The 23336-nt window shown below is 60.4% G+C and carries 22 protein-coding genes; 9 read left to right on the forward strand and 13 right to left on the reverse strand.

Annotation, left to right across the window (positions count from 1 at the left end; genetic code table 11):
• The first annotated feature begins 9 nt into the window (after window positions 1-9).
• The 3 genes from G9X67_RS04415 (at window position 10) to G9X67_RS04425 (ending at window position 5753) form a co-directional block, all read left to right on the forward strand.
• A complete protein-coding gene (locus G9X67_RS04415; protein WP_171598203.1) occupies window positions 10-1194 on the forward strand; it encodes a serpin family protein in 1185 nt (394 codons plus the stop codon).
• A gap of 42 nt (window positions 1195-1236) precedes the next feature.
• Complete coding sequence (locus tag G9X67_RS04420) at window positions 1237-3642, forward strand: serine/threonine protein kinase (RefSeq protein ID WP_171598204.1); 2406 nt, start codon at window positions 1237-1239, stop codon at window positions 3640-3642.
• Between the two features lie 371 nt (window positions 3643-4013).
• The gene (locus tag G9X67_RS04425; protein WP_171598205.1) at window positions 4014-5753 is read left to right on the forward strand and encodes a retron Ec67 family RNA-directed DNA polymerase/endonuclease; all 1740 of its coding nucleotides are present in this window, start codon (window positions 4014-4016) and stop codon (window positions 5751-5753) included.
• Between the two features lie 104 nt (window positions 5754-5857).
• Here the strand turns inward: G9X67_RS04425 and G9X67_RS04430 are convergent.
• A protein-coding gene (locus tag G9X67_RS04430; RefSeq protein WP_127431705.1) for an IS3-like element ISRle4 family transposase occupies window positions 5858-7047 on the reverse strand; the annotation gives its coding sequence in 2 pieces (ribosomal slippage) (window positions 5858-6798 and window positions 6798-7047; 1191 coding nt in all).
• 37 nt (window positions 7048-7084) lie between these two features.
• On the opposite strand from G9X67_RS04430, the gene G9X67_RS04435 reads away from it, so the two are divergent.
• Together G9X67_RS04435 and G9X67_RS04440 are read left to right on the forward strand one after the other, a co-directional pair.
• Window positions 7085-7897 carry a hypothetical protein gene (locus G9X67_RS04435; RefSeq protein ID WP_246705359.1) on the forward strand — a complete coding sequence of 271 codons (813 nt, stop codon included), beginning with the start codon at window positions 7085-7087 and terminating at the stop codon, window positions 7895-7897.
• A 541-nt stretch (window positions 7898-8438) separates the two neighbouring features.
• Entirely contained in the window at window positions 8439-8750 is a 312-nt protein-coding gene (locus G9X67_RS04440; protein WP_112908772.1) for a DUF982 domain-containing protein, read from the forward strand.
• 749 nt (window positions 8751-9499) lie between these two features.
• On the opposite strand, the gene G9X67_RS35260 is transcribed toward G9X67_RS04440, so the two are convergent.
• Entirely contained in the window at window positions 9500-9787 is a 288-nt protein-coding gene (locus tag G9X67_RS35260; RefSeq protein WP_281412502.1) for a 4-oxalocrotonate tautomerase, read from the reverse strand.
• A 23-nt stretch (window positions 9788-9810) separates the two neighbouring features.
• Between G9X67_RS35260 and G9X67_RS04450 the strand changes: the two genes are divergently transcribed.
• Window positions 9811-10695: a LysR substrate-binding domain-containing protein gene (locus G9X67_RS04450; RefSeq protein WP_171598206.1), complete on the forward strand. Its 885-nt coding sequence runs from the start codon at window positions 9811-9813 to the stop codon at window positions 10693-10695.
• A gap of 163 nt (window positions 10696-10858) precedes the next feature.
• The gene (locus tag G9X67_RS04455) at window positions 10859-11176 is read left to right on the forward strand and encodes a hypothetical protein (protein ID WP_171598207.1); all 318 of its coding nucleotides are present in this window, start codon (window positions 10859-10861) and stop codon (window positions 11174-11176) included.
• Window positions 11177-11219: 43 nt separating this feature from the next.
• On the opposite strand, the gene G9X67_RS04460 is transcribed toward G9X67_RS04455, so the two are convergent.
• From G9X67_RS04460 to G9X67_RS04510, 11 genes are read right to left on the reverse strand one after another with little or no spacing between them, the layout of a single operon-like run.
• Window positions 11220-12095 (reverse strand): FHA domain-containing protein, encoded by an 876-nt coding sequence (locus G9X67_RS04460; RefSeq protein ID WP_171598208.1) that lies wholly within the window; start codon window positions 12093-12095, stop codon window positions 11220-11222.
• A 2-nt stretch (window positions 12096-12097) separates the two neighbouring features.
• Entirely contained in the window at window positions 12098-13003 is a 906-nt protein-coding gene (locus G9X67_RS04465; RefSeq protein WP_029872055.1) for a type II secretion system F family protein, read from the reverse strand.
• Window positions 13000-13863, reverse strand: a complete 864-nt coding sequence (locus G9X67_RS04470) for a type II secretion system F family protein (RefSeq protein WP_171598210.1) — start codon at window positions 13861-13863, stop codon at window positions 13000-13002. Before G9X67_RS04470 ends, G9X67_RS04465 begins: the two co-directional genes overlap by 4 nt.
• 10 nt (window positions 13864-13873) lie before the next feature.
• The gene (locus G9X67_RS04475; RefSeq protein ID WP_171598211.1) at window positions 13874-15772 is read right to left on the reverse strand and encodes an ATPase, T2SS/T4P/T4SS family; all 1899 of its coding nucleotides are present in this window, start codon (window positions 15770-15772) and stop codon (window positions 13874-13876) included.
• 20 nt (window positions 15773-15792) lie between these two features.
• Window positions 15793-16749: an RcpC/CpaB family pilus assembly protein gene (locus tag G9X67_RS04480; protein WP_171598213.1), complete on the reverse strand. Its 957-nt coding sequence runs from the start codon at window positions 16747-16749 to the stop codon at window positions 15793-15795.
• Entirely contained in the window at window positions 16746-17672 is a 927-nt protein-coding gene (locus G9X67_RS04485) for a hypothetical protein (protein WP_171598215.1), read from the reverse strand. Before G9X67_RS04485 ends, G9X67_RS04480 begins: the two co-directional genes overlap by 4 nt.
• 1 nt (window position 17673) lies before the next feature.
• On the reverse strand, window positions 17674-18354 hold the full coding sequence (locus tag G9X67_RS04490) for a pilus assembly protein (protein ID WP_171598217.1): 681 nt from the start codon (window positions 18352-18354) through the stop codon (window positions 17674-17676).
• Window positions 18326-19963, reverse strand: a complete 1638-nt coding sequence (locus G9X67_RS04495; RefSeq protein ID WP_171598219.1) for a Tad domain-containing protein — start codon at window positions 19961-19963, stop codon at window positions 18326-18328. The genes G9X67_RS04490 and G9X67_RS04495 overlap by 29 nt, the downstream gene beginning before the upstream one ends.
• Entirely contained in the window at window positions 19960-20757 is a 798-nt protein-coding gene (locus G9X67_RS04500) for a TadE/TadG family type IV pilus assembly protein (protein WP_171598221.1), read from the reverse strand. The genes G9X67_RS04495 and G9X67_RS04500 overlap by 4 nt, the downstream gene beginning before the upstream one ends.
• A gap of 5 nt (window positions 20758-20762) precedes the next feature.
• Complete coding sequence (locus G9X67_RS04505) at window positions 20763-21326, reverse strand: A24 family peptidase (protein WP_171598222.1); 564 nt, start codon at window positions 21324-21326, stop codon at window positions 20763-20765.
• Between the two features lie 13 nt (window positions 21327-21339).
• Window positions 21340-21543, reverse strand: a complete 204-nt coding sequence (locus tag G9X67_RS04510; protein ID WP_003548168.1) for a hypothetical protein — start codon at window positions 21541-21543, stop codon at window positions 21340-21342.
• A 517-nt stretch (window positions 21544-22060) separates the two neighbouring features.
• On the opposite strand from G9X67_RS04510, the gene G9X67_RS35265 reads away from it, so the two are divergent.
• Both G9X67_RS35265 and G9X67_RS04515 read left to right on the forward strand, forming a co-directional pair.
• Window positions 22061-22183: a hypothetical protein gene (locus tag G9X67_RS35265; RefSeq protein ID WP_260060310.1), complete on the forward strand. Its 123-nt coding sequence runs from the start codon at window positions 22061-22063 to the stop codon at window positions 22181-22183.
• Window positions 22183-23325, forward strand: coding sequence for an ATPase, T2SS/T4P/T4SS family (locus tag G9X67_RS04515; protein WP_246705360.1), 1143 nt, complete (start codon window positions 22183-22185; stop codon window positions 23323-23325). Before G9X67_RS35265 ends, G9X67_RS04515 begins: the two co-directional genes overlap by 1 nt.
• Window positions 23326-23336: the final 11 nt, after the last annotated feature.

Below are 23336 nucleotides of genomic sequence, written 5' to 3' on the forward strand. Positions count from 1 at the left end.
GAGCGAACCATGCCGAAATCCACTCTGCTGGCGGGCCTTGCCGCTTCCCTGATGGCGCTTGCCCCGGCCGCCCATGCCGGCAGCTCCGGCGACAGCAAGGCGATGCTTGCAGCACAAGCCGGGCTTGCCGCCGAACTTATCGACCGTACGCTGGCAAAGGAGGGTGCCGCCAATATCATGGTGTCGCCGGCAAGCCTTGCCGCCGCCCTCGGTCTCGCAGGCCTCGGCGCCTCCGAAGAGGGCAAGGCGTCGATCGCCAAAAGCCTCGGCTTCGGCGGCGAAGTGAAGGGACTGGAGACGGTGCTCGACGCCATGACCCCCGAGAAGCCCGCAGCGGCGGATGCGCCTTTGGCGACGGCGGTCGCGATCGTCTTCGACGACAGGCTGGTGCTCGTCCCCGATGCGCTCTCCATGCTCGCCGGCCACCGGATCAAGCCCTCGATCGAGGATCTCGACGGGCCGAAATCGGTCGAGCACATCAACGGCTGGGTCAAACAGGCAACGCGAGGCGCCATTCCTGTCATCCTGGACGCACCGCCCGGCGGCGGCTTCGTCAGCCTCGGCGCACTTTCCTTCAAGGCGCGCTGGAAGACATCCTTCGACAAGGAGAGCCCGGCAAGCCCCTTTCAGCGCCCGGATGGCTCGACGGTTTCGGTGCCGATGATGCATCTTGCCGGCGATGGCCAGAAATTCCGCTCCGACGAGAAATTCACCGCCGTCGACCTTGCCTATGCCAGCGAGAGCTACAGCATGGTCGTGGTGGCGGCGCGCTCCGGCAAGGGTGTGGCCGGCGCGGACCTGAAGGCGCTCGCTTCCTGGCTGCAAGGGGAAAAATTCGAAGCCGCCAAGGGCGAAATCTTCCTGCCCCGCTTTTCCCTGAACGACGGGCGTGATTTGATGCCGATACTCAATGCGATGGGAGTGGCGCCCGAGAAGGCCAAGGATGCGGGTTTCCCCGGTTTCACCAAGGAAAACATCCGCTTGTCGCGCGTCCTTCAGAAGACGATGATCAAGGTTGACGAAAACGGCACGGAGGCGGCAGCAGCCACGGCTGTCATCACGGAACGCAGCATCGATCCGAAGCTTATTCGCGTCGTGGCCGATGCCCGTTTTGCCTTCGCGCTTCGCGATACAAGAACTGGCCTGCTGCTCGCCGCAGGCCTGATCGGCGATCCATTACTGGCAGGCGAATAGAATTCGGTTTCCTGAATACAATGAATGCAGGGGGACAAGTGCATGAGAAGTGATCTGATCGCCCGCTACACGATCGGCGAGCCGGTCTATGAGAACGAGTTCATCGTCTATCCGGCCCAGGACAAGCGGATGGACCATGCGGTCTTCATCGTCGCGCCCGATATGGCGCTGAAACTGGACAAGGCTCGTTTCGAGCGGGTCTGGACCTCCATCAACGAGGCCAAATCGCTGACGGCCCGGCGCTTCGTCGAAATCGAGGACCTCATCCCGCCATCGCCGGAAGACGACAATTTCTATATCGTCGAGAAGCGCCCGTCGAAAACGCTGCACCAATATCTCGACGAAACCGAAATGGTGGCTTACGAGCGCGCCGTCGAGATCGGCCGCCACATCCTCGAGGGCCTGGCGACGCTGCACGGCGCCGGTTACGCTCACAATGCCCTGACGGACCAGTGCATCTACGTCTCCGAGGATTATTCCGGCCTGTCGGTGCGGATCGGCAACCTGCACCTGATCTCGAAGATCGGCGAGCACATCATCCCGCCCTATGTGCCGGAATTCGGCGCGCCGGAGATCTATGCCAGCGGTACTTTTTCCGCCTCCGCTGCGCTCGACATCTACGCCATGGGCATGATCGCCTACAAGCTTTTCCTGCCGCGACAGACCTATGCCAGTGTCTTTGACAGCGTCATGGTCTGGGAAGACGAGCACCAGCGCGAGCAGAGCTGGAAGAACATCCATCTCGACCCTTCCAACATCTTTCCCCGCCTCGACGTGCTGATCCCCGGCTTTACAGAAGGTCTTGCAAGCCTGGTGGAAAGGATGCTGAGCCGCGACCCGAGCGCGCGACCGCGCACGGGCGCCGACGCGCTGGGCGAATTCGCCCGGGTGACGACGGGCATCCAGCCGATGTCGTGGGACCCGCGCGGCGGCATGCCGCAGCAGCAGGACGCCCCGAAGCCGAAAAAATGGACGCCGGTCAAAATCTCGATGATCGCAGCACTGCTGCTGATCTGCATCGGCGTCGGTGCCGTTACCATCCCGAAGCTGCTCCGCCCGGATCCGAAACTCGTCGCCGATGTCGGCACATGGAAGAAGGAGGCCGAAAGCCGCAAGCAGAAGGCGATCGCCGCCAAGGCGCCGGAACGCCCGGCTAGCGACCAGGCAAAGCTCTCCTACGACACCGGCGCCTCGGCGCTCACATCGGCCGATGCCCTGCTCAAGGATGAAGATTACGAAAAGGCGCTTCCGGGCTTCCAGACGGCCGCCATCAATCTCGGCAATGCGCTAATCGGCATCTCGAAGGAGAATGCCGAGAAGGCGAAGGCTGCCGCTTCGGCCGCCGGCGGCGACAAGGCGCCAGGTTTTGCCGAGGCCGACGCCAAGATGAAGACTGCTGCCGATGCCGCCACCGCAAAGCAGATGCATGCTGCGGTCGGCGCCTACGACGAGTCGAAAGCGACGTTTGACGATCTCGCCAAGGCGCTGACCGCGCTGACGGCCGCCGAGAAGGACGCGGCGGCAAAGCGCGAAACCGTCAATCGCATCGGCGCCGGCGATAGCCCCGACGTCGCCAAAGCGAGCGGCCTGATGACCGAGGCCAAGGCCAAGGCCGAACAATGGCAGATGCCGGCCGCGACCACAGGCTATGGCGACGCCGCCAAACTGTTCGACGCCGTCATCGCCGATGTCATGGCGGCGAAGGATGAGGCGACGGCGCTGAAGCAGAAAGTCACCGATCTCAGCGCCTCCATTGCAACCCGTGCCGGTGCCGCCGAGCCGACGCTTGCTGCACTCGCTCCGAAGATCGGCGAGGCCGACGGCCGTTACACCGCCGAGGCCTATAAGCTCGCGGTCGTTGCCTACCAGCCGATCCTGGCCGATCTCGAGGCGCTGTCGGCGCGCGGCTTCTGCCCGGTTTCGCAGACCCTTGCCTTCGAGACCGTCCCGGCGGGAAGTTATTCGCTGGACAATGTCCGGCTGATGACCTCGTCGATGAAGGAGCTCGGCGGCATGCTCGGCGTTGCCAATGGCGCCGTGAAGATCGACAAGTCCTTCTGCATGCAGACGAAGGCGGTCACGCGTGCGGAGATGGCGGAATATTACACCGCCAATTCCGATCCCGCCGCAGCACAGGCCTATGCCGACAATCCGCAGCAGCCGGCCGACGACGTGCCGCTTGCCGTGGCGCAAAACTATACCGCCTGGCTGTCGAAGCAGCTGAACGCGCCCGTCCACCTGCCGTCGGCGACGGAATGGATGGCAAGTGCGGCGAAGATCATGCCGGAAAAGTTGCCCGATAACGGCGATATCATCCTGCAATGGAGCGCCACCCCCTGCGAGGCCGGCGGCAATGTCGCCTTCATGGCGCAGGAGGGCTCGACCTTCGTCGTCTGCTCCGACGCCTCGGCCGGCGGCATCTTCCGTGTCACCGCCGAATTGCGGTGAGCGACAGAAGCGTCGCAACCGAAAAGGGAAAGTTAACGGCTCCCTCGCAAAGCTAGGTTCGGCGGGGTCATCTACCTTTAAAGCTCGGAGATTCCAATTGTCGAGGCTTCCATTGGCATAGCCGCTATAACAGCTCTCGATGATTGCTGTGCGGAAACCTTGTAACTATTTTTGGTTTTATCGCGCTGGTTGTGAAGCCACTTGCGAATCGCGAACACGCTCGTTACGCAAGGCTTAGATCCGCAGGCAGATTTTTCCGCCATGCATTGTGGCGGCTATAAAGAGCGTACAGAGGGATTTTCCCTACGCACCTTAAGACTGACGGTTAATAACCGTGTGACGACGAAAGAGTGCTTGCGGATCGCCAATCTATGACAAAGAAAATCTATCGTTACGGCTTGAAGGAGCTAAAATCCTGCATCGATCTTTCAGGTGTCGCATTTCTTTTAGATGTGGAGCCGAAATTTCTTTCCAAACAGATTTATAAAACTGACCCTGGCGTTAAATACCATATTTTCCAGGTCCCAAAGAAAGACGGCTCAAGCCGCTTGATCAATGCTCCCAATAAGAACCTGAAATTTATTCAGTCCCGCCTAAGCCGACTTCTCTATCAATGCTATTTTGATATACACGGGAAGCCTGAGTTTCCGGCACGCGCGATTTCCCATGGGTTTCAAAAAAAACGCGACCTATCCATTTACACGAATGCTTTCCGTCATACGGGGAAACGGCATGTTTTTAATGCCGACTTGGAGGACTTTTTTCCGAGTTTCAATTTCGGCAGGGTTCGAGGGTATTTCGTTAAGAACAAGCACTTCGCATTAAACGACACCGTGGCCACCGTTTTGGCTCAGACCGCGTGCTTTGATAACGCTTTGCCGCAAGGTGCCCCGTCTTCCCCCATCATTTCGGAGCTTATAAGCCAAGCGCTGGACTACCGCCTTCAGGCAATCGCCAGAAAGCATCGTTGCACCTATTCGCGGTATGCAGATGACATAACGTTCTCCACCAATCTTCCGGAGTTTCCCGAACAAATCGGATTAGCGGATGCAGGTGGCTGGATTGCGGGTTCCTCGCTTGAAAAAGCCGTCACGTCTAGCGGCTTTAAGCTCAATGCCAAGAAAGTTCGAATGCAGTTCGGAGATCAGCGGCAGTCGACAACGGGGCTGACTGTGAACCGGAAGGTCAACGTCGGCCGACACTACTACAAGGGTGTTCGGTTCTGTGCGCACGCAATGATGACCGCCGGCAAGGCTGAGGCGCCAGCAATTTTGAAGCTTCCGGAGAAGGAGCTTAGTTCGCATCAGATATGGGGCATGCTCTGTCATGTTCACGATATCAAAGGCCGCCAGTCCGATCATGCGGCTATACGAAGCTTCACGAAGAGCCATCCGGCTCCTCACTATCTTAGGCTAATGCGGGACTTCTTTCATTACCACCGCATTCACACCAATCCGAAGCCCCTCGTGATCTGCGAAGGAAAGACGGATTATATATATCTGAAGGAAGCAATCCGATGGAACATCACGGATCCCAAGGTCGCTAAACTTCTTAATGTTTCGCCGCTTACCAAGACCTCGAAGGGCGACCACTGGCACGTTGATTTCCTCCGCCACACTGACATGGCAGGCGATCTGCTTGATCTCGCCGGTGGTGGAGGCGATCTACCGAAGTTTGCCGCTTATCACCTAGATCGCTTTGAAAAACTTCACAAGGTGGAGGCGACAAAGCCGGTCATCATCATCGTTGATAACGACAACCAGAGCGCGGGCATGTGGTCGTATATCAAGGAGGCGATCGGATCCAAAGGGGTCATCGACGGATCTCAACCATATTACCACGTTGGAAAGAACCTCTACGTTGTGCCCATTCCAAGTGCCGGAAAGAAAGACTTCTACATCGAAAAACTCTTTCCGCCTAAATGGATGAAGGAGAAGCTGGGCACAAAATCTTTCAAAATAATGCAGAAGAAGGGGGAGAAGCTCGGTCCGGACGAATATGGTAAGGGCGAGTTTGCTACCAAAGTCATCCGAGCGAACCGGGGCAAGGTCGATTGCTCGAACTTCCTTCCGCTGCTTCAAACACTCAGCGATATCACTGACATAGAATAAGCAAATTCGTCTTCGGCTTAGCGCGGCCGAATTGGTGGACTGCTAAGCAGGCAAGAGAAGTTTATCGAGCACCTCTTCTCTGAGAGTGACCTTGCCCCCAAGTTTTATCCAGTTTTGAGTTCGCTCCAGCGGTTTTTGGTTGCTGTTGTTGGTTCGGTAGCGGCGGGTTGCGGTGCGGAGCCATTTCGGCTGCGCAGCACCGCATCACGTCGCGGGTTGAGTGTCTGAGCGAATTCGGCCGGTGTCAGCCAGCCAAGGCCTGAATGCGGGCGTTGATCGTTATAATCGCTACGCCAGTTTGAAAGCGCAGACCGGGCATGAGCAAGCGACGAGAACAGAGTTTCATTCAAGAACTCGTCTCGCAGCCGCCCGTTGAAGCTTTCGATAAAAGCGTTCTGGATCGGTTTTCCAGGCGCGATGTAATGCCAGTCAACCTTGGTCCGGTCCGCCCATTGCAGGATCGCGTTGCTGGTGAACTCGCTGCCGTTGTCGCTGACGATCATCCTCGGCTTGCCGCGCACCTCGATAATCCGGTCAAGCTCCCGTGCGACGCGAAGACCGGAAAGCGATGTATCGGCGACGAGCGCCAGGCACTCCCTCGTGCAATCATCGACGACGGTCAGAATCCGCAACCTGCGCCCATCGGTGAACTGATCCGACACGAAGTCTAGCGACCAGCGATCATTGGCCACCATCGGCACCAGCATCGGCGCTCGCGTGCCTATCGCTCGCTTGCGACCGCCGCGCTTGCGCACCGTCAGTTTCTCCTCCCGATAGAGCCGGAAGAGCCTCTTGTGGTTCACGAGGTGACCCTCCCGCCGGAGCAGCACATGAATGCGTCGATATCCGAAGCGGCGACGTTCATGCGCCAACGCCTTCATTCGCTCGCGAAGCTCATGATCATCGTCGCGCCTGGTCTCATAACGGACCGTCATTCGGCAAAAACCAATGGCTTTACACGCCCGCCGTTCGCTCATCCCATGATGGCTCATCAGATGCGCAACAGCTTTCCGCTTGGCCGCGGGCGTCACCACTTCTTTCCCAAAAGGTCTTTCAAGGCAGCATTGTCGAGCATCGCATCCGCCAGAAGCCGTTTCAGCTTCGTGTTCTCGTCCTCAAGCGTCTTCAGCCGCTTGGCCTCGGACACCTCCATGCCGCCGAACTTGGCCTTCCATTTATAGATGCTAGCATCGCTGACGCCATGCTTGCGGCAAAGCTCCGAGACCGGCGTGCCTGCCTCGTGCTCCTTCAATATGCCGATGATCTGTTCGTCTGTGAAACGATTGCGCTTCATCCTCTGGTCCTCTCAATGGGCCAGAGCTTACTTCAAAATGGATTATTTCAACGGGGCAAGGTCAAACGAGCACCTTGGTTGGCTCGCGAACGACGCAAAGTCCTACAATGCCAGCCTGGAAAGCTTGGCTATGCAGGCGATTGAGCGTCGAAAAGAGAAACTGCTTAAGGACAAATCTCTGGTCGCAGGATTAGGGTTCAAAATGAAGGAGCGTCCCGGCGCAAGTCCGACGTTCGCGGCTCCGTCAGTTCGCAGGAACATTCGACCTACCACCGCCAAACCTCTCGCTTCTCGCGAACCTTATAAGCCCGAGCCAATCCTTGCCGGCGAAGACTACGAGCATATCCTGTCGGTTATGGAAAACATGGTCGGTGTGATGGAGCAGAGTCCGGGCGCCTTCAGAGAAATCGATGAGGAAAGCTTGAGGACCCACTTTCTGGTGCAACTCAACGGGCATTTTGCAGGCAACGCGACTGGCGAGACTTTCAACTACGAGGGAAAATCCGACATTCTCATCAAAGTTGATGGAAAAAACATTTTCATTGGCGAGTGCAAGTTTTGGACTGGTGAAAAGGGCTACCTTGAAACTTTGGATCAGGTGCTTTCCTATCTAAGCTGGCGAGACACGAAGGCAGCCGTTCTCGTTTTCAATAGAAACAAAGATTTTAGCGGCGTTCTTGCGAAAATTGACGAGGCTAGCCGGAGCCACCCGAACTTCAAAAAGCTGGTCAGGAAGCGATCGGAAAGTAGTTGGACCTATCTGTTCGGGCACAAGGATGATGCGAACAGGGAGATCACCATCACCGTTCAAGGTTACAATGTACCGGAACGGATTAAGCCTCGCGTTTGACCCATTTCTCCGCTCGCCGATAGCTGGCTGGCGACAACCATTCGTGAGAAAGCATGTACGGAGCACAGGATCCACGGGCCCTTCAGCTATAAACTACATGTTCGTCGATGCGGCGTCCCTGAGTGTCTACATCAAGAATATCTCGCGCCGATTTTTCGCCGATCAAAAGTTCGAATTCGACCTCAAGCGGATGTCTCGGGCTACAATCGCCTGTTTTACTATGATGCCTTGCCAATCAGGGAACGCGATGAGGAGGTGGCCTAGAAAGTGGAAAAGGTCTTGGGCCTGCCACTCTCTGACCAACCGTGCTTACACTTGGGCGGGGTAATCTGCAAGTGAACCCGGAATGCGTACATCAGTGCAACACTTGTCGACGCAGCGCAGGGCGCTCCGACATAAGGTTCTAGAGCGCCCTTTCTTCTTCATCCGGCAGCTCGCGCTCAAGCCGTACACCTCTACACTTTTCAATTCCAAATTTCAGAATACGCGCGTATATTGAACGTGGGGACTGCGGTATCCGTGCCTTGAGGGGTCGAGGACAATGTGCTGGAACACATCATCAGCATTCACGCCGGTTGGGTTTGCTTTGCGAGGCCCGGCATCTCGCAAGATCGTATGGACGCTGGGCGACGCGGCGCGTCTCCTGATCAACGACTGGCCCTGCGATGACGGCGAGGAATATGTGGCTGCCGTCAAAGCCTGCGTCGACGCATTGAGCGGGAAGATTGCCCCGGAACAATTCCGGGAAGCACTTCTGCGTGCGGCCGATGAGGCGGGTATCGCCACTCTATCACTCGTCCGGCAGGGAATGGGAGAGCGTCGACCGGACCTTCCCTCAAGCGCGCAAAGATAGTCCGAATGTCGAGGGGCTACTCGGCTTTCGACATCATGTTTGCGCCAGAAGCCGCGGACATTAGTCCCAAAGCTAGAAAAGCACAAAATGCAGGATGATGAAGCCGGTCCTAGTTTGTCCCTTGGTCTATTCAGACTCAGTGGCCTCTTCGCCTCTGTCGTTATCGTCGTATATATTTTCTGGGAAATGTTCAGCCAGAGCGCAGCCCTCATTCGGCTTTCGATGACAGCAAAAAATTTCCCTTATGCTGAGAGATGTGATGCTAGCGGTAATCCGATTACTACAGGAGAGCCCAATTGCGTCGACCTTGGCCGCTATCTGGTCGTCTACGGCCCTGTCATCAAGGTCGTCCGCAGGGCGTGTTCCGGGAGTGACGGCGCCCCCGAGACGCTCATCCTAGACAAGGCGTCGAGGATCGAAATCAGCTTGGTGGAAAAATCGTTGAGTTTTCGAGCTAGCAATGGAGTAAGCGTACTTTGTATTCCACCTAATCTCAGCCCCGAGCGAAGCAACTAAACTCCTCACCAACGACCGTTCAGGGCCGAACTCCGCCATGGCTCAGATGCACCAAAAGGCAAATTCCCCGGCGAAGTCGGCTGCCATAGGCTTGCGGGCGGTGGAGTTGCAGCAGCCAGTAAAGTCAACCAATCGTCCGCGCCGGTCAGCACGGGAGCCGCGTGCCGGCTCCCTGTCCGATACCATGGCGGCGTCGTCCCGCAGCTCGAGCCTTCGACACTGCGGGTCGTCTCTCAGGCTTCAGATTTCAGCTTGCCACCGACCGCCCAGGAATCCTTGGCGATCTCCGTTATCAGGATTTCCAGCGATTCCGGCGGGCACGCCAGGGTTTCGACTGCGGCCTTGGTCACTTCGCGCGCGAAGGCGCGCTTCTGATCGTCGGTGCGGCCGGGATGCATCTGCAGGTGAAGAATGGGCATGGTGTCTCCTTGGTCAGGTTGGCGATGTCCGTCGTCTTGACGCGGGCATGATGACCATGTTGTAAATTCTCCGGTTGATAAATAAGCTGTTGGTATCGTCATTCGAAACCAACAGGTAGGCAATCGTGGACAAGCTGGCCGGCATGGCGATGTTCGTCAGGGTCATCGACAATGGCAGTTTCGCGGCCGCCGCGGAGATCGCGCAAGTGTCGCCTGCCATGGTTGCCAAGCACATCAAGACCATTGAGACCCGGCTCGGGGCGAAGCTGATCCATCGCACCACGCGACGCCATCAGCTGACAGAGGTCGGCCAGCTCTATTACGAGCGTTGCAAGCGCGCCCTTTCCGAAGTGGCGCTGGCCGAGGCTTCGGCGAGCGAGCTGCAATCGGCGCCGCGCGGCCGGCTTCGGTTGGTGGCACCCGTCAGCTTCGGGACGCAGGTCCTGGTGCCGACGCTGATCGATTACCAGAACGCCTATCCCGACGTCAGCATCGAGCTATCGCTCGACAACAATGTCCATGACCTCGTCGGCGAGGGGTTCGAGCTCGGCATCCACATCGGTCCGCTCTCGGACAGCAGCATGGTCGCCCGCCCGCTCACGCCCTACCGGCGGATTCTCGCTGCCTCGCCGGACTATCTTGCCCGCCATGGCCGACCGGCCTCGCCCGAGGCTCTGACGAACCATCTCTGCCTCGGCCACTCCTATTGGCGCATGCAGGATCGCTGGCACCTGGTCGGACCGAGAGGCGAAATGCGCGATGTATTGATTTCCGGAAAATTCTCGACCAACCAGGGGGCGGCGCTGCGCATCGCTGCGCTCCACGGCGCGGGAATTGCGCTTCAACCGGAACTGCTGCTCGCCGCCGATATCGCCGAAGGACGGCTTGAGCAGGTGCTGCCGGAATGGTCCTACAAGCCTGTACCGATGTACCTCATCTATGCGCCGAACCGTCGGCCGACAGCGATGTTGCGGACAGTGATCGATTTCCTGGTGGATCGGTTTGGCTAAACCCCGCCGAGACCGACATCGCTGTGCGGTTTAGCCTTGAGCTCTAAGACTGTAGATTAGCCAAGGTTAAAAGTCGCAGTGCGTGGCGAGCGAAAATTGACAGGTTTGTTCTGATGGCTGATCCTCGAGGTGTACGCACTTATATGCATGGGGTGTGCTGGGAATGGTCGTTCAACCGCTCGTCGTGAAGTTAATATCTTTTACCTGCTTCGTTGCATTTGCCGTGAGCTTCGCCGTCGCTTTCTGGGTGATAATCAGGGTGCTCTGTAAGACCGACTGCCTGGTAGATAAGCCGGAAGATCAGGGCCTCAGCTGGCGGGAACGGCAAGCACGCAAGCGCAACCGCTTCGACAGGTACTACGTCGCTGAAGAGTTTCGTTCATTGCGCAAGGCAGCCGCCATCGCCCAGACAGGTTGCGCTTTATCCTTCGGCTCCCTTCTATTGCTGGGCTTATTGTTTGGCGAGAGAGCGTCTCATTAGGTTCGAAGCACTCCTTCCGGTCAAATGCCCATCAAACCGGCGATCAACGCCGCGCCGGCGGCTTCACCGCAGCCCGCCGCTGCAGCGCAAAACGCGCGGCTGAGCAGTTGACGTCGGGAACGAGATCGTAGGTCTGCTGGTAGAGGCTCTGGGCCAGCGTATTGTTGCCGCGGTTCTCCGAGGCAAGGGCTGCGAGCGCCGTGCGCTTGTAGGCCTCGACGATCGGCTCGGCGGCCTTTGCCAGCGCGGCATCGTCCGATGGTTCGGTCGCCAGCGAAAGGGCGGCATAGGTTGCGTCGCCGTCCCTGCCGACACGGCCGCCGACGGCCCCGTTGAAGCTTGCTTCCGAAACCTGGCGCATGCGCCGGGCGTTCTTGATGCATGTCGGAATGCGGGCGGCTTCCGCATTGATGCGTTCTGCCGTCGGGCCACCGTCGGAGCTGCCGCTGTCGGACAGGATCACGTAGCCGATGATGCCGACGATGGCGAGATAGACGACCCCCATGCCGGCGAGGAAGGCCGGCTGCTTGAGGAGCGACTTCTTCGGCTTGTCGTCACTTGCCTTGGATGCCTCCTTCTTCGGCGCTTCCTTGGCGGCGGCCTTGACGACGAATTGGAATTCGACGTCCTTGCCGAGACGGAAGCTGTCGCCGGCCTTCAGCGACGCCGTCTGCAACAGGGCTTCGCCGCGCAGCATGATCGGGTTCAGCCCCATGCGGCGGATGATGAAGCCGCCGTCGCTCTGCCGCTCGATGCGCGCATGGATCGGCGCCAGGAACGGATCGTCGACGACGATATCGGCATTGCCAGCCCGGCCGATCGACATTTCGGGCCGGTCGAGCACATGGCTGCGGCTCTGGCCGCCGGGACCGGTCTGCAGAAGGCTAGGCTTGTTTCCGCGAAAGAAGGAAAAGACCATGATCAGAACATCCCACTCGACATCATCTCGACAATTGCAGGCGCCAGCACCAGAAGAAGGATCGATACGACGATCATCATCGCCGGCATGACGATCTTGGCCTTCAACTTTTCACTGGCCCTATCGGCCTTTTCCCAGCGGCGGAAGCGCAGGTCGCGCGCATGTTCGCGCAACAGCTCCACACGGTTGCTGCCCTCGACTTCGCCCTGGATCACGGCGCGGATGACGCGGATTACCTCCTCGGCGGTCATGCGGCGCTCCAGGCGCTGCAGCGCCTCGATCATGCCGGTGCCGAGCGCCACGTCCTTCAGCGTCTGTTCGATCTCCTCGCTCATGACAGTGCCGGGTGCCGCCTCGGCATAAAGCCTCAGGCTTTCCGGCAGGGTCGCCTGCGCCTGCTGCGTCATGACGACGAGATCGAGAAAGTAGGGAAATTCGCGCGAAATGCGTTCCTTGCGATCCTGCGCCTTGTCGTCGGCGACGACCCAGAAATAGATGGCGGGGATCAGGCCGAGGATCAGGCCGGCCACGAGCCCGCCGATCACGCTGCCGCTGGCAATGCCGAACAGCAGGCCGAGCACGACGAAACCGAACAGGCTCAAAACGACGAGAAGGGCGATATATTCCCGTCCCGTCACGCCGCCGAAGGGCCGGCCGGCATAGATCAGCTTCTGCTCGAGCTGCGCGCCGTAATCGGCCAGCAGCGGCTCGAAATGCGTCAGCACGAATTCGACCGGCGTGCGCATGCCGATGCTGTCGACAATGTTCGGGGGCGGACCATCGCCGCCGGCGGACCGGCGCACCACCTGAATGCTGCCGAGCAGATCGCCGATCCACCAGACGAGCAGCGCAGCGGTGATCCCGGCAAAGACGACGGCGATCGGGGCGAGGGGTATCTGAGACATCATACCGACACCTTCATCATCGAGCGCATCCAGAAGAAACCGGTGGCATAGAGGATGGCGCCGACGATCGCGATGACGATGCCGATGGCGTTGCCGAACACCTTGTCGATCAGTTCCGGCTGGCCGAAGAAGATCAGCAGGATCATGAACAGCGCGCCGCCATTGACGACGCGGAAATTCATCCGCGCCTGCGACGACGAGGTGGTGATCTTCTGATCGAGCTTCCAGATTTCCTTGAAGGATTTCGACATTTCCGTCAGCGGCTCGGAAATGTCGCCGCCCTGGCGGGCAAAGAGACCGAGGGCCGCATCCACCATCTTGAAGTGCAGGCTCGGCACAGTGCGGCCGTGGCGGTCGAGCGCCTCGACCAGGCCGATGCCAAGCTTCTGTTCGCGGGCGATGCGCTCGAATTCGCGCGAAGCGGGCATCTGGCCGGTATCGGCCACCGCATTGACGGCGACGGCAAGCGGCTTGCCGGTGCGCACCGCCGAGACGATCTGGTCGACGGCATAGGGAAGCTGCGATTCGATCTGCAGCCAGCGCCGCTGCAGGAAATAACGGATCAAGCCCTTGGGCAGGAAGAAGGCGACCGGGATGGCGACGACGAAACCGAAGATCGGCCCGAAGATCAGCGAGATCACGATGAAGACGACGATCGCCGTGATGCCGTAGGCGAGGATCATCGTATAGGGCGGAACGGCATCGCGCCCGAAGACCTGCGCCGCCTCGCTGGCGAGCGCAATGTCACGCTCCGTGGCGCGCAGCAGCGGCGCCGGCCAGCGCACCGGCGCGCCCCAGACGAGCAGTCCCGCCGTCACAGCGCCGAGGGCGACCGTAAAAATCTGCAGAATGCTGATATTCATCGCTTCCCCCTCAGACGAACATATCCAGTTTCTCGATCTCGCCGTCGTCGTTGAACTCGACGAGCTCGGCGACGAAGCTCGGCAGGTAGCCGGTGAAGGCATGCACGGCCTGGCCACCGGCGCGGCCGACGAGATTGAAGATCGGCTCGACGATGATGAGGCCGGTATCCGGATCGATGCCGATCACCTCCGATATTTCGGTCACGGCGCGCCGCCCGTTCGCCAGGCGGTTCAACTGCACGACGAGCTCGACGGCGGCAACGATCTGCTGGCGGATCGCCATGACAGGCAGCGAACTCTGGCCCTGCAGCACCATCACCTCCAGGCGGGTCATCATGTCCTGCGGCGTGTTGGCATGCGCCGTCGTCATCGAGCCGGCATGGCCGGTGTTCATCGCCTGCAGCATGTCGATCGCCTCGGCGCCGCGGCACTCGCCGACGATGATGCGGTCGGGACGCATGCGCAGCGCGTTGCGCACGAGGTCGCGGATGGTGACGCTGGTCTCGGATTCCGCCGTCTTCGGCCGCGATTGCAGATAGACGACATGGATGCCGTCAAGCTGCAGTTCCGACGTGTCCTCGACGGCAACGACGCGCTCGCCGATCGGGATGAATTGCGACAGGCTGTTCAAGAGCGTCGTCTTGCCGGAGCCGGTGCCGCCGGAGACGACGATGTTCTTGCGGGAGCGGACGGCCGCCTCGAGGAAGGCGCGCATCGGCTCGCTGAGCGCGCCGGCGGTCACCAGCTTGCTGATGTCGAGCCGCGACTTGCCGCCGAACTTGCGGATGGTCAGGCAGGCGCCCTTGACTGCCAGCGGCGGAATGACGGCGTTGACGCGCGAACCATCCGGCATGCGGAAGTCGGCCATCGCCTCGCTCTCGTTGATCGAGCGGTTGGAATCGACGGCGATGCGCTCGATCACCTTCATCAGCTGCCGTTCATTGGCGAAGGCAAAAGGATAACGCTCCAGCAGGCCGAATTTTTCGACGTAGATCTCGTCATAGCGCGTCACCATGATTTCCGAGATGACGTCGAGATCCATCAGCTCGGAGATCGTCCCCCAGCGATACATCAGCTCCTCGATGCTGGAGCGCAGGTGCATATGGGCGATCTCATAGCGGTCGCCGGCGTTGAAAAGAGCCTGCCGGGACTGGAAGGCGGCGCTGAAACGGGTGTCGAGCTGGGCGAAGTCCGAGCGGGTGGATTCGAAGTTCAGCTTGAGCTGCAGCGCCGAAATCAGCGCCTTGCCGACGTCGAAGAGGCGGCGATTGTCCTGCTCCTCGCGCGACAGGCTTGCGGCATTCGACGAGGCGTCGCGCCGCCCCGTGCGGGCAATGCGTTTGGCCAGCCATCGATAGACGGCGTTCTTGATGACAAGGATGACGAGATCCTGCGGTGCAGCGTCGAGCGCCTCCTTAATGAACATGTCGAGGCGTTCGCGGATGCGGCCGCGCGTCTCCTCGCGGCCGAAATCGGCGGATTTCACCAGCCGGTCATATTGCGTGTCCTTCAGCAGGCGTTCGTGAATTTCCATCTGCAGGGCGAGCACACGTTCCTGATCGGGAAATTGCGTGACCACTTCGGCGGCCGCGGCTGGTTCAACAAGCTCAATGGTGACGTTCGGCACCCAGATCGACATGCCGGCCGAGACCGCAACCGGCATGCCGGCCCGAAGCGGCTGATCGTCGACGCGCGTCGGGTTGCGGCCGTGATGCTGCACCGACCAACCCTGGCCCGACTTCCGCAGCACGAATTGCGGCGAGGAGACGTGGCTGCCGCGCAGGCGCACGACACCCGCTCCGGCGGGCAGCGTCAGCGTGCTGCTTTCGCCAACGAAATAGGTCTCGTTCGCCGAGAGCGGGATGACCTCCCGACCGCTGCCGTCCTCATAGGAAATCTTCAACAGCATGGCTCATTCCCCCGCGGCGGTCACATGCGCGTCCAGTTGATGCTCGGCAGGTCCTCGACGGTATTGTCGGCCGGATTGCGCAGCACGAGGTTCAGGCTGCCGTTCGACTGGCCCATGGCAAAAATCAGCATTTCGGCTTCCGACGGCGTCACTTCGACGGTCACATTGTTGTAGGTGCTGTTGGCCTTGGTGACCGCGCCCTCCGCCGTCGTCGCCGCGCCGACGGCCAGAACCTTGACATTCTGCAGGAAGGTGCGGGTGACGACACGGGTGCGCGAGCTTATGCCGAGTTTGTAGTCCTGCGCCTGCTTGCGGTAGGCGTTGACGTCGTTCTCGTCGGCGCCTGGATATTGGGTGAGATAGTTCTTCAGCATCTGCTCGACCGGCGACTGCGGCTGGGCTGGAGCCTGCGGCTGTCCGGCTGTGGCCGGCGCCTGACCCGGGACGGCGGGCTGACCTGGCACGGCAGCGGGCTGGCCGGGCGCTCCCGGCTGGGTCGAGGCGGCCGGCGCCACGGGCTCGACCGGTTCGTCGACCGTGCCGAGGATATCGACATAGCTGCCCGGCTCGACGAAATGGCCGACGGCCGCGGCTGCGTTGACGGGGAGGGTCAGCGCCCGTTTACCCGGCGCGATCATCGTCGTCAGGCGTCCACCGTCGGTATCGTCGAAATACTGGAAGAGCAGCACCGAACCGGCCGGAATGTCGCTCGCAGCCGTCCTGTCCTTCAGCCATTCCTGATAGGCGCTGGCAGCGGGAACCGCGAGCTTGGCGAGCGCCCCGAAGCTTTCCGGCAGCATCACCGGTTCGGCGAGCATGTCGGGCGTAATCGCCTGTCCTCGTGTGACCTTCCTGTCGGGCTGGAGCCGCATGAAGGCATAGGCCGTCTGCTCGTTCTTGACGCTCTCGGTCCAGAAATAGAGCAGAACGCCGGTGATGAGCCCGACGATGACAGCCGCGATGAGCTTCCAGTTCATGGTGTTATTCCCCCTACGAAGGGTTGCCTGATTTGAATGACTTCGACGGTCCGGCCGTCGGTCTTGCTGCGCGTGTAGAGAACATTGGCCTCGACGCTGCCGCGCCGACCATAAAGGGCAGTGACCCCGCCGCGCTGCGCCGGCGGCGTCTCGATGGTGAAGCCGTCGCGGGCAAGCAGATCGGCGCGCTGATCGGACCAGCGCGAGGCCGACAGCGTGCCTTTCGACACGACCGTGCGCGACGTGTGGCCCTTGTCGCGATCGCCGATATCGCTCAGCACCTCGACACCGGCCGGCGGACGCAGCGACATCGGCAGCTTGTTGATATCGGCCGGAGCCGCGAAGGCCGGCAACGTCGAGGCGACATCCTCGAAGCGGCTCATCAGCACCTCGGTCCTCGGCGCATCGGCGGGACGGCGGATCATGATCGAGACGCCTGGGATCGGCGCTCTTGCCGAAGGATTTTCAGGGTCCTGCCGGCGGAGATAGTCGAGGGCTGCCTCGCCGTCGCCATCGAAGAACCGCACCACCACGGCGAGATCGTCGCGGATGCGGCTCGTCTTCGGGACGATCAGCATGTTGGCGGCGATCACGGCAGTCAGCTCTTCCTTGTCGTTGCTTTTCGGCAGGGCAGGCCTTGTATTGACGGCCAGCACCCGCAGCCACTCGTCGGTAATATCGGAAATGCTGCGATCGCTCTGGTAGGGCGTGAACTCCAGCGGTTGGCCGTTGATGACGAGATCGCGCGGCGCCCGCTCCGGCGCGCCGACGATACTGGCCAGCATCGAATTTAGCGTCACCCTCAAATCCTTGTAGATCTCGGCGCGAACAGGTGTGGCCATGGCGGCGGCGAGCCCGAAGACGAGCACCAAACCAGCGAGATGGCCGACGAGACGAAAGGAGATGCGTGAACCCTGTCTCATCTTATTTCGCTCCCGGAAAGACGCCATCGAAGAGATCGCCGGAATCGCTAGCCACGCCGCGAATCTCCCGGCGCAGCGTCGGATCGTAGCCGCGGCGCGTGGTATCGTTGTTGTGCGAGGCAAACAGCGTGGAATCGTCGACCGTGAACGCGTCCTTCCAGCGGATGCTCCTGATCGTATCGAGATCGTCGGAATCCCTGAACTTGTAGACCCGGTCGGCCGTCGCTGTGACGAGCTGCGGCTTTTCATTGGCGAGGTCGCCGACCATATCGCCGAACTGGCGGCCATCGCTCTCGAGGGTATTCTGCACGTCGTCCCAGACAAAGCTGCGCTGAGGGTCGCCGCCGCCTTCATGCGATGGCGTGCGCGAGCAGCTCATGGCGTCGCGTCCGGGCAGTGCCGGCAAAGCCGGGATCGGGAAGGCGTTCGAGAAATCCGACGTGCAGTCCAGCCCATTCGCCTCGGCGAAGGCGGCGTTGCGCATCGCCACCATTGTTCCGACCTTCTTGGTGGAAATCTTGTTCGCGTGGATGACGAAAATCACGATCAGCAGGATGACCGGCGCGGCGAGCACGAATTCAATCGAGGCGAGCCCGCGCCTGTCGCGGTGCAGCCGCATCAGCAGCCCGCGGCCGGGAGGACCGCTCATTGGCTCAGTGTGTGTTGACGGCAGCCCAGGCATTGGCTCCTCCTCGGTCGAAGACGCGGGTCAGGCCGGTGAAACTATCGGCCGCCGGGCTCTGCTTGATGGTGTTCGAAACCTCGCCGATATCGTCGGCAAGCGTGGCAGGCGCAAGCGATGCGAGCCAGTCCTGGGTGTAGAGGTCGAAGGCCGTGTAATTGTGGACCCAGCTCTGCGCGAGCGCATAGGCGGACGGCGTCTTATCCTTGAAGATGCGGATCTGCAGCCGGGCGCGCGGGGCGCGGGAAACGATCGCCAGCGTCTGGTAATCGTCGAGCTGCTCGCCACCAAAGGGCGTGAAGTTGAAAGGTGTGCGTCCCTTCAGCCAGTAAGGCTTCGGGAAGGACACGACGGGCAGTGCGCCTGCCATCGAAATCGCAGCGCCCGCCGGGCTGCAGACCCCATTCCAGATCGTGTCGAACTTGCGGGTGAAATCGTTCTCGTCCTTTGTCTGCTTGTCGGAATAGCGCGGTGGCTTGTCGATCGGCAGCTGAAAGGGGTTCACGATGCCGAATTCGATGCCGAAGAATTCCTCGGCGATAAAGAAGCTGCCATCGAGCAGCAGTTCCTGCCACCAGCTGAGATCGCCAAATTGCTCGATGATCGCCTTGAACGGGATCTTGCTCAGATAGGCCGGGCCGAAGGCTTCATAAAAGATGTAGAAGTCCACTAAAGCATCGTCGATGCCGCTCTCGTGATTGACCCAGTCGCGGATATGGCTGCCGTCGACCCCACCTGCGGTCAACGGACCTTTGCCGTTGGGGAAGCCGCGATTGGCAAACTCGCCGCGCATGAGGAACGGGTCCTGCCCCTGGGTGCCATAGGTCATGGCGAGGCACATTTCAGCATAGGCCGAGGCGGGATTGATGCCGTCGCGATCGACCGGCAGGTTGCCCCCGGCGCCCTCTCCGGCGTTGTTGCAGGACTCGCACGGCGGATGGAAGACGACATGATCCGACTTGTTCAGGCGCACCAGATGCAGGGCTTCGTTGCCGACCCGCTGCGGAAAGCTCTCGACAAGGTAGTCGTTGAGGTCGTTCATCGCGTCGATGATGTCGCTGGACTTTTCGATAAGGCCCCATGGATCATAATCGAGCTGTGCTTTTACCGTATACGCAAGCGCTTTGGTGGCTCCTATCGCCCGGACCCCCTGGAACGCCAGGCAAGCACCGTAGATGATGCCGCCGACGATCGGGACCTTCTGCCAGCCCGGGCAATGGGGCATCGGCGGCATCGGCGGCAGCAGCGACGCCGGGCCCAAGCCTTCGGTGAAAGAATATTGGGCGAGTTTTGCCAGAATGGCGGTAGAGCGCAGGGCCAGCTCCGCCGTCGTCAGCTGGAAGGCCACTGACGTCGCCATGACGACCGTTGCCTGCGACGAGGCGACGTTGTTCATCGCCATGATGTTGAGATAGCGGGCTTCCCAGTCGGCATGGACGAGAGCAGCAGCGTCGGCCGTGTCTTGCGTGCGCTGCTTGTCGTAGATCATCTGTCCCGTATTCAGGATCCAGACGATCATCAGGGCGAGCGCGATCGTCATGTAGAGAATGATCGGTGACAGGAAGCCGCGTTCGTCGCGGTGCAGGCGCTTGATAAGGGTCGGTGTCATAGCAGGTTCACCTCCGCCGTCGAGATCGTGTAGTAGCGGCCGTCCTTCCTCTGGCCGCGGGCAAAGACCCAGCCGGCATATTCAAGCAGCAGGAAGCGCGCTTCCACCTTGGCGGTGACCGGCACATGCGGCGAGCGGTTGATGGCGGCATAGAGCGCCATCGGCGCGCGGTCGACGGTCACCGTGACGTTCTGCGGATCGAACATGTAGCGGGCCTGGTTGCGCATCGCCCGCCAGTTCTTCGAAAGGCCCGAGGCATCGGCAAGGCTCTTCAGCGCGTCTTCGGGCGGCTGGCAGGCGCCGACGCATCTCAGCTGGTCGTAAGGGGCAGCCGGGATCAGCGCCAGGCGGGCGGCAAGATCGGCCTTGCCGGCGGCAGCGTCGTCATCGCAGGTCTTGACGTCGATGATGCTTCTAAGCGTGATCGGAAAAGCCGGGCAGAAATAGACGCGGGCGCTGCGGGCCGCCGCATAGGCGGCATAATGGGTGAAGAGGTGGTTCTTGGCCAGGATCGTGAACTGGAAGACCACGAACATGAAGAAGACGAAGACCGGTGTCACAAGCACGAAATCCATCATCGTCGTGCTGCCGGAGATATCGCCGTGCAGCTCCGATATCCGGCGCCGGCGGGCGGAAAGCCGCGGCAGTAGCAGCATCGAGGCAAGCAGCATCATGGCGATCGTAAAGGTACCGAGGAGCGCGCCGTGATCCTGAGGGACCCAGAAGGTCCGCGAGTGCAGGATCGAACTCCAGAAGGCACCGTCGAAGATGGGGCGTTCGAGTTCCGCGCGCATTGCCGTTACCTCACGAGTGAAAGAGGGGTGAAATCGGGCATGAAAAGGCACCAGAGAAGTCCGAGAGCAGCCGCAACGCCGAAGCGGACGGTATGATGGGTTTCACGCGGCTTCAGCACCGAAGCGGCATCGCGGAAACCGGCAGGCAGGAGAAGCGCAAACAGTCCGACCGTTCGGGCCAGCACGCCCCACTGAACACGCCGCGCCATGGAGAAAACGGCGATCACGCCGCCGGCCATCAGCGATGCAAGTGTGACGTCGATGGCGGGCCAGAGGCCAAGAATGGCGCCGAGCGCCGCCATCAGCTTGACGTCGCCGCCGCCGCAGCTTCCGGCTGCGAAGGCGATGATGAAGATCAGGCCGGCTGCAAGGAGGCCCGCGAAGGCAAGCCCTATCCCTGCGAGACCGCCGCTGACTGCCGCCAACATGAACCCGCCAAGCAGGCAGGGATAGGTGACGGCGTTCGGGATATGACCGTGGCGATGGTCGAGCACCGCCGCGGTCATGGCGCAGGCGACGGCAAGAGCCGCCGCCGCAGGCATCAGGGTCAGATCATAGGTCGTATCCATGATCCCGACCCGCTTATTGACCCGGCTCAGGAATTCTCTCGGCATCCGAGAGCGCCGTGTTCTTTTCGTTGAACCATTCGCCGATCTGTTTGCCGAATGCGAGCAGGATCAGCATCAGCGGAATGACGATCAGGGCGACGGCCAGGACGATCTGGGCCATGTCGCCGCGTTCGTCCTTGTGAAGTGCAATTGCGAGAGTCTTGAGTTTACCAAACATGTGATTACTCCTCATTCCCAGGTTTGTTTCGGTTCGAAGCCGTGGTGAAGATGAACCAAGCATACGCTATCGATCCGAACGAGCATGTTGCTCGATCCAATGATATTTTCTGCTTCAGCTTTTCTTCCCCGGCGGCCAACGTTTGTTGAGCAACACCATTAAGACCCAAGAGTGCGCCTAAGGCCAGCCCTCCGTCAAGCAAACGAAACGAAGGGTTCCAATTGTCTTGGAGGCATCGGCTGCAAAATCGCAGTTGACGCCCAATTATTTTAACTAAGCTTTTGAAGCGGCTGCATTTTTACCTGCGGATACGAAGTTTTTGACGACCCAGCGAGGCCTCGTCTACTGCTCCATAATTGGTCAATTCTTTCAAAGCGATAGAAGAAACGGCGCGTGGCGATCATAATGACTGCCTCCGCGGGGGCCGGCCATGGCGTTATTTGGCGATCTGGATTAAGCTTTCGTCAAATGGTGGGTATCGCCCGCCAGTCGATCCGGAGAGAGAACGATGGAAACGATGAGCAGCATCTTAATACTTGGATTGGTCCTCATTCCATTGATGATGTTCTTTCCGACCGCGGTTCAGATGATGGCGACGCTGTTCGGCATGAGCACGGTCCTGGTCGGGATGCCGCTCTAATGAAGGCCGTTTCCGACGACGCTGCCGAACAGGCGACCTTCCAGGTCCTGACCCGGGCGCTGGACAAGCTGCTCGGGCCGATCCGTTTTCTCCTCGATGATCCGAGCGTGTCCGAAATCCTGATCAACGGCACATCCGACATCTTCGTCGAAAGGCGAGGCAAGCTCGAACGCGCCGATACGCGTTTCGCCAGTCGTGAGGATTTGGAATCGGCCGCGCGCAGCATCGCACAGTTCTCAGGCAAGCGGCTGACGCCGGAGGAACCGAGCGTCGAGGCGCGGCTACCGGATGGTTCGCGCGTGCAGATGATCCAGCCGCCCGCGTCCCGCACCGGGCTTTGCATCTCCATCCGCCGCTTTCTGAAAGAACATCGCAGCATCCACGATCTCGTCACCCAGGGCAGCCTGACCGAGCAATCGCTGTCACTGCTGCAGGCGGCCGTCGGGCTGCAGAAGAACGTCATCATCTCCGGCGGCACCGGCACCGGCAAGACGACGATGCTGAACGCGCTGTCGGAAGCCTTTGCCGACCACGAGCGCGTCATCGTCATCGAGGACACGTCGGAACTGCAAATCCGCAAGGAACACGTGGTCTATCTCGAAGTGACCAAGCCCGACCGTTTCGGCCGCGGCGGCGCCAGCATCCGCGACCTGTTCCGCTCGTCGCTGCGCATGCGGCCCGACCGGATCATCGTCGGCGAGTGCCGCGGCGGCGAGGCGCTCGATATGATCCAGGCGATGACCTCGGGTCACAGCGGCAGCCTTTCGACGGTGCATGCGAACACGCCCTATGATTCCCTGCACCGGCTGGAAACGTTGGCGCTGATGTCGGATATCGACATGCCGCTTCGGCCGCTGCGCGCCCAGATCGCCTCGGCGGTCGACGTCGTCGTGCAGATCGCCCGCTTCAAGCGCACCGGCCGGCGCCGGGTGATCGAGATTTCCGAGATCAAGGGCCTGAACAATGACGGCCAGTATATCGTCGAAAGCATCTACAAGCTCGAGGGCGACGGCCATTCCAATCCCGATGGCGCACTGTTGTGGACCGGTGTCGTGCCGAGCTTTGCCGCCGATGCGGTGGAAGAGCTGCAAGGCGCCGAGCGCCCCGAATGGGTCGGTGCCGCCGCGCTGCATACAGCTTAAGAACGATCGAA

Source organism: Rhizobium sp. WYCCWR 11152 (genome assembly GCF_013087615.1).
GTDB classification, from domain to species: Bacteria; Pseudomonadota; Alphaproteobacteria; order Rhizobiales; family Rhizobiaceae; genus Rhizobium; species Rhizobium indicum.

Bases quoted from the DNA above. Each gene is read 5' to 3' on its own strand.
- G9X67_RS04415 (WP_171598203.1), top strand. From the start codon at position 10: ATGCCGAAATCCACTCTGCTGGCGGGCCTTGCCGCTTCCCTGATGGCG.
- G9X67_RS04420 (WP_171598204.1), top strand. From the start codon at position 1,237: ATGAGAAGTGATCTGATCGCCCGCTACACGATCGGCGAGCCGGTCTAT.
- G9X67_RS04425 (WP_171598205.1), top strand. From the start codon at position 4,014: ATGACAAAGAAAATCTATCGTTACGGCTTGAAGGAGCTAAAATCCTGC.
- G9X67_RS04435 (WP_246705359.1), top strand. From the start codon at position 7,085: ATGGATTATTTCAACGGGGCAAGGTCAAACGAGCACCTTGGTTGGCTC.
- G9X67_RS04440 (WP_112908772.1), top strand. From the start codon at position 8,439: ATGTGCTGGAACACATCATCAGCATTCACGCCGGTTGGGTTTGCTTTG.
- G9X67_RS35260 (WP_281412502.1), bottom strand. From the start codon at position 9,787: ATGACGATACCAACAGCTTATTTATCAACCGGAGAATTTACAACATGG.
- G9X67_RS04455 (WP_171598207.1), top strand. From the start codon at position 10,859: ATGGTCGTTCAACCGCTCGTCGTGAAGTTAATATCTTTTACCTGCTTC.
- G9X67_RS04460 (WP_171598208.1), bottom strand. From the start codon at position 12,095: ATGGTCTTTTCCTTCTTTCGCGGAAACAAGCCTAGCCTTCTGCAGACC.
- G9X67_RS04465 (WP_029872055.1), bottom strand. From the start codon at position 13,003: ATGATGTCTCAGATACCCCTCGCCCCGATCGCCGTCGTCTTTGCCGGG.
- G9X67_RS04470 (WP_171598210.1), bottom strand. From the start codon at position 13,863: ATGAATATCAGCATTCTGCAGATTTTTACGGTCGCCCTCGGCGCTGTG.
- G9X67_RS04475 (WP_171598211.1), bottom strand. From the start codon at position 15,772: ATGCTGTTGAAGATTTCCTATGAGGACGGCAGCGGTCGGGAGGTCATC.
- G9X67_RS04480 (WP_171598213.1), bottom strand. From the start codon at position 16,749: ATGAACTGGAAGCTCATCGCGGCTGTCATCGTCGGGCTCATCACCGGC.
- G9X67_RS04485 (WP_171598215.1), bottom strand. From the start codon at position 17,672: ATGAGACAGGGTTCACGCATCTCCTTTCGTCTCGTCGGCCATCTCGCT.
- G9X67_RS04490 (WP_171598217.1), bottom strand. From the start codon at position 18,354: ATGCCTGGGCTGCCGTCAACACACACTGAGCCAATGAGCGGTCCTCCC.
- G9X67_RS04495 (WP_171598219.1), bottom strand. From the start codon at position 19,963: ATGACACCGACCCTTATCAAGCGCCTGCACCGCGACGAACGCGGCTTC.
- G9X67_RS04500 (WP_171598221.1), bottom strand. From the start codon at position 20,757: ATGCGCGCGGAACTCGAACGCCCCATCTTCGACGGTGCCTTCTGGAGT.
- G9X67_RS04505 (WP_171598222.1), bottom strand. From the start codon at position 21,326: ATGGATACGACCTATGATCTGACCCTGATGCCTGCGGCGGCGGCTCTT.
- G9X67_RS04510 (WP_003548168.1), bottom strand. From the start codon at position 21,543: ATGTTTGGTAAACTCAAGACTCTCGCAATTGCACTTCACAAGGACGAA.
- G9X67_RS35265 (WP_260060310.1), top strand. From the start codon at position 22,061: ATGAGCAGCATCTTAATACTTGGATTGGTCCTCATTCCATTGATGATG.
- G9X67_RS04515 (WP_246705360.1), top strand. From the start codon at position 22,183: ATGAAGGCCGTTTCCGACGACGCTGCCGAACAGGCGACCTTCCAGGTC.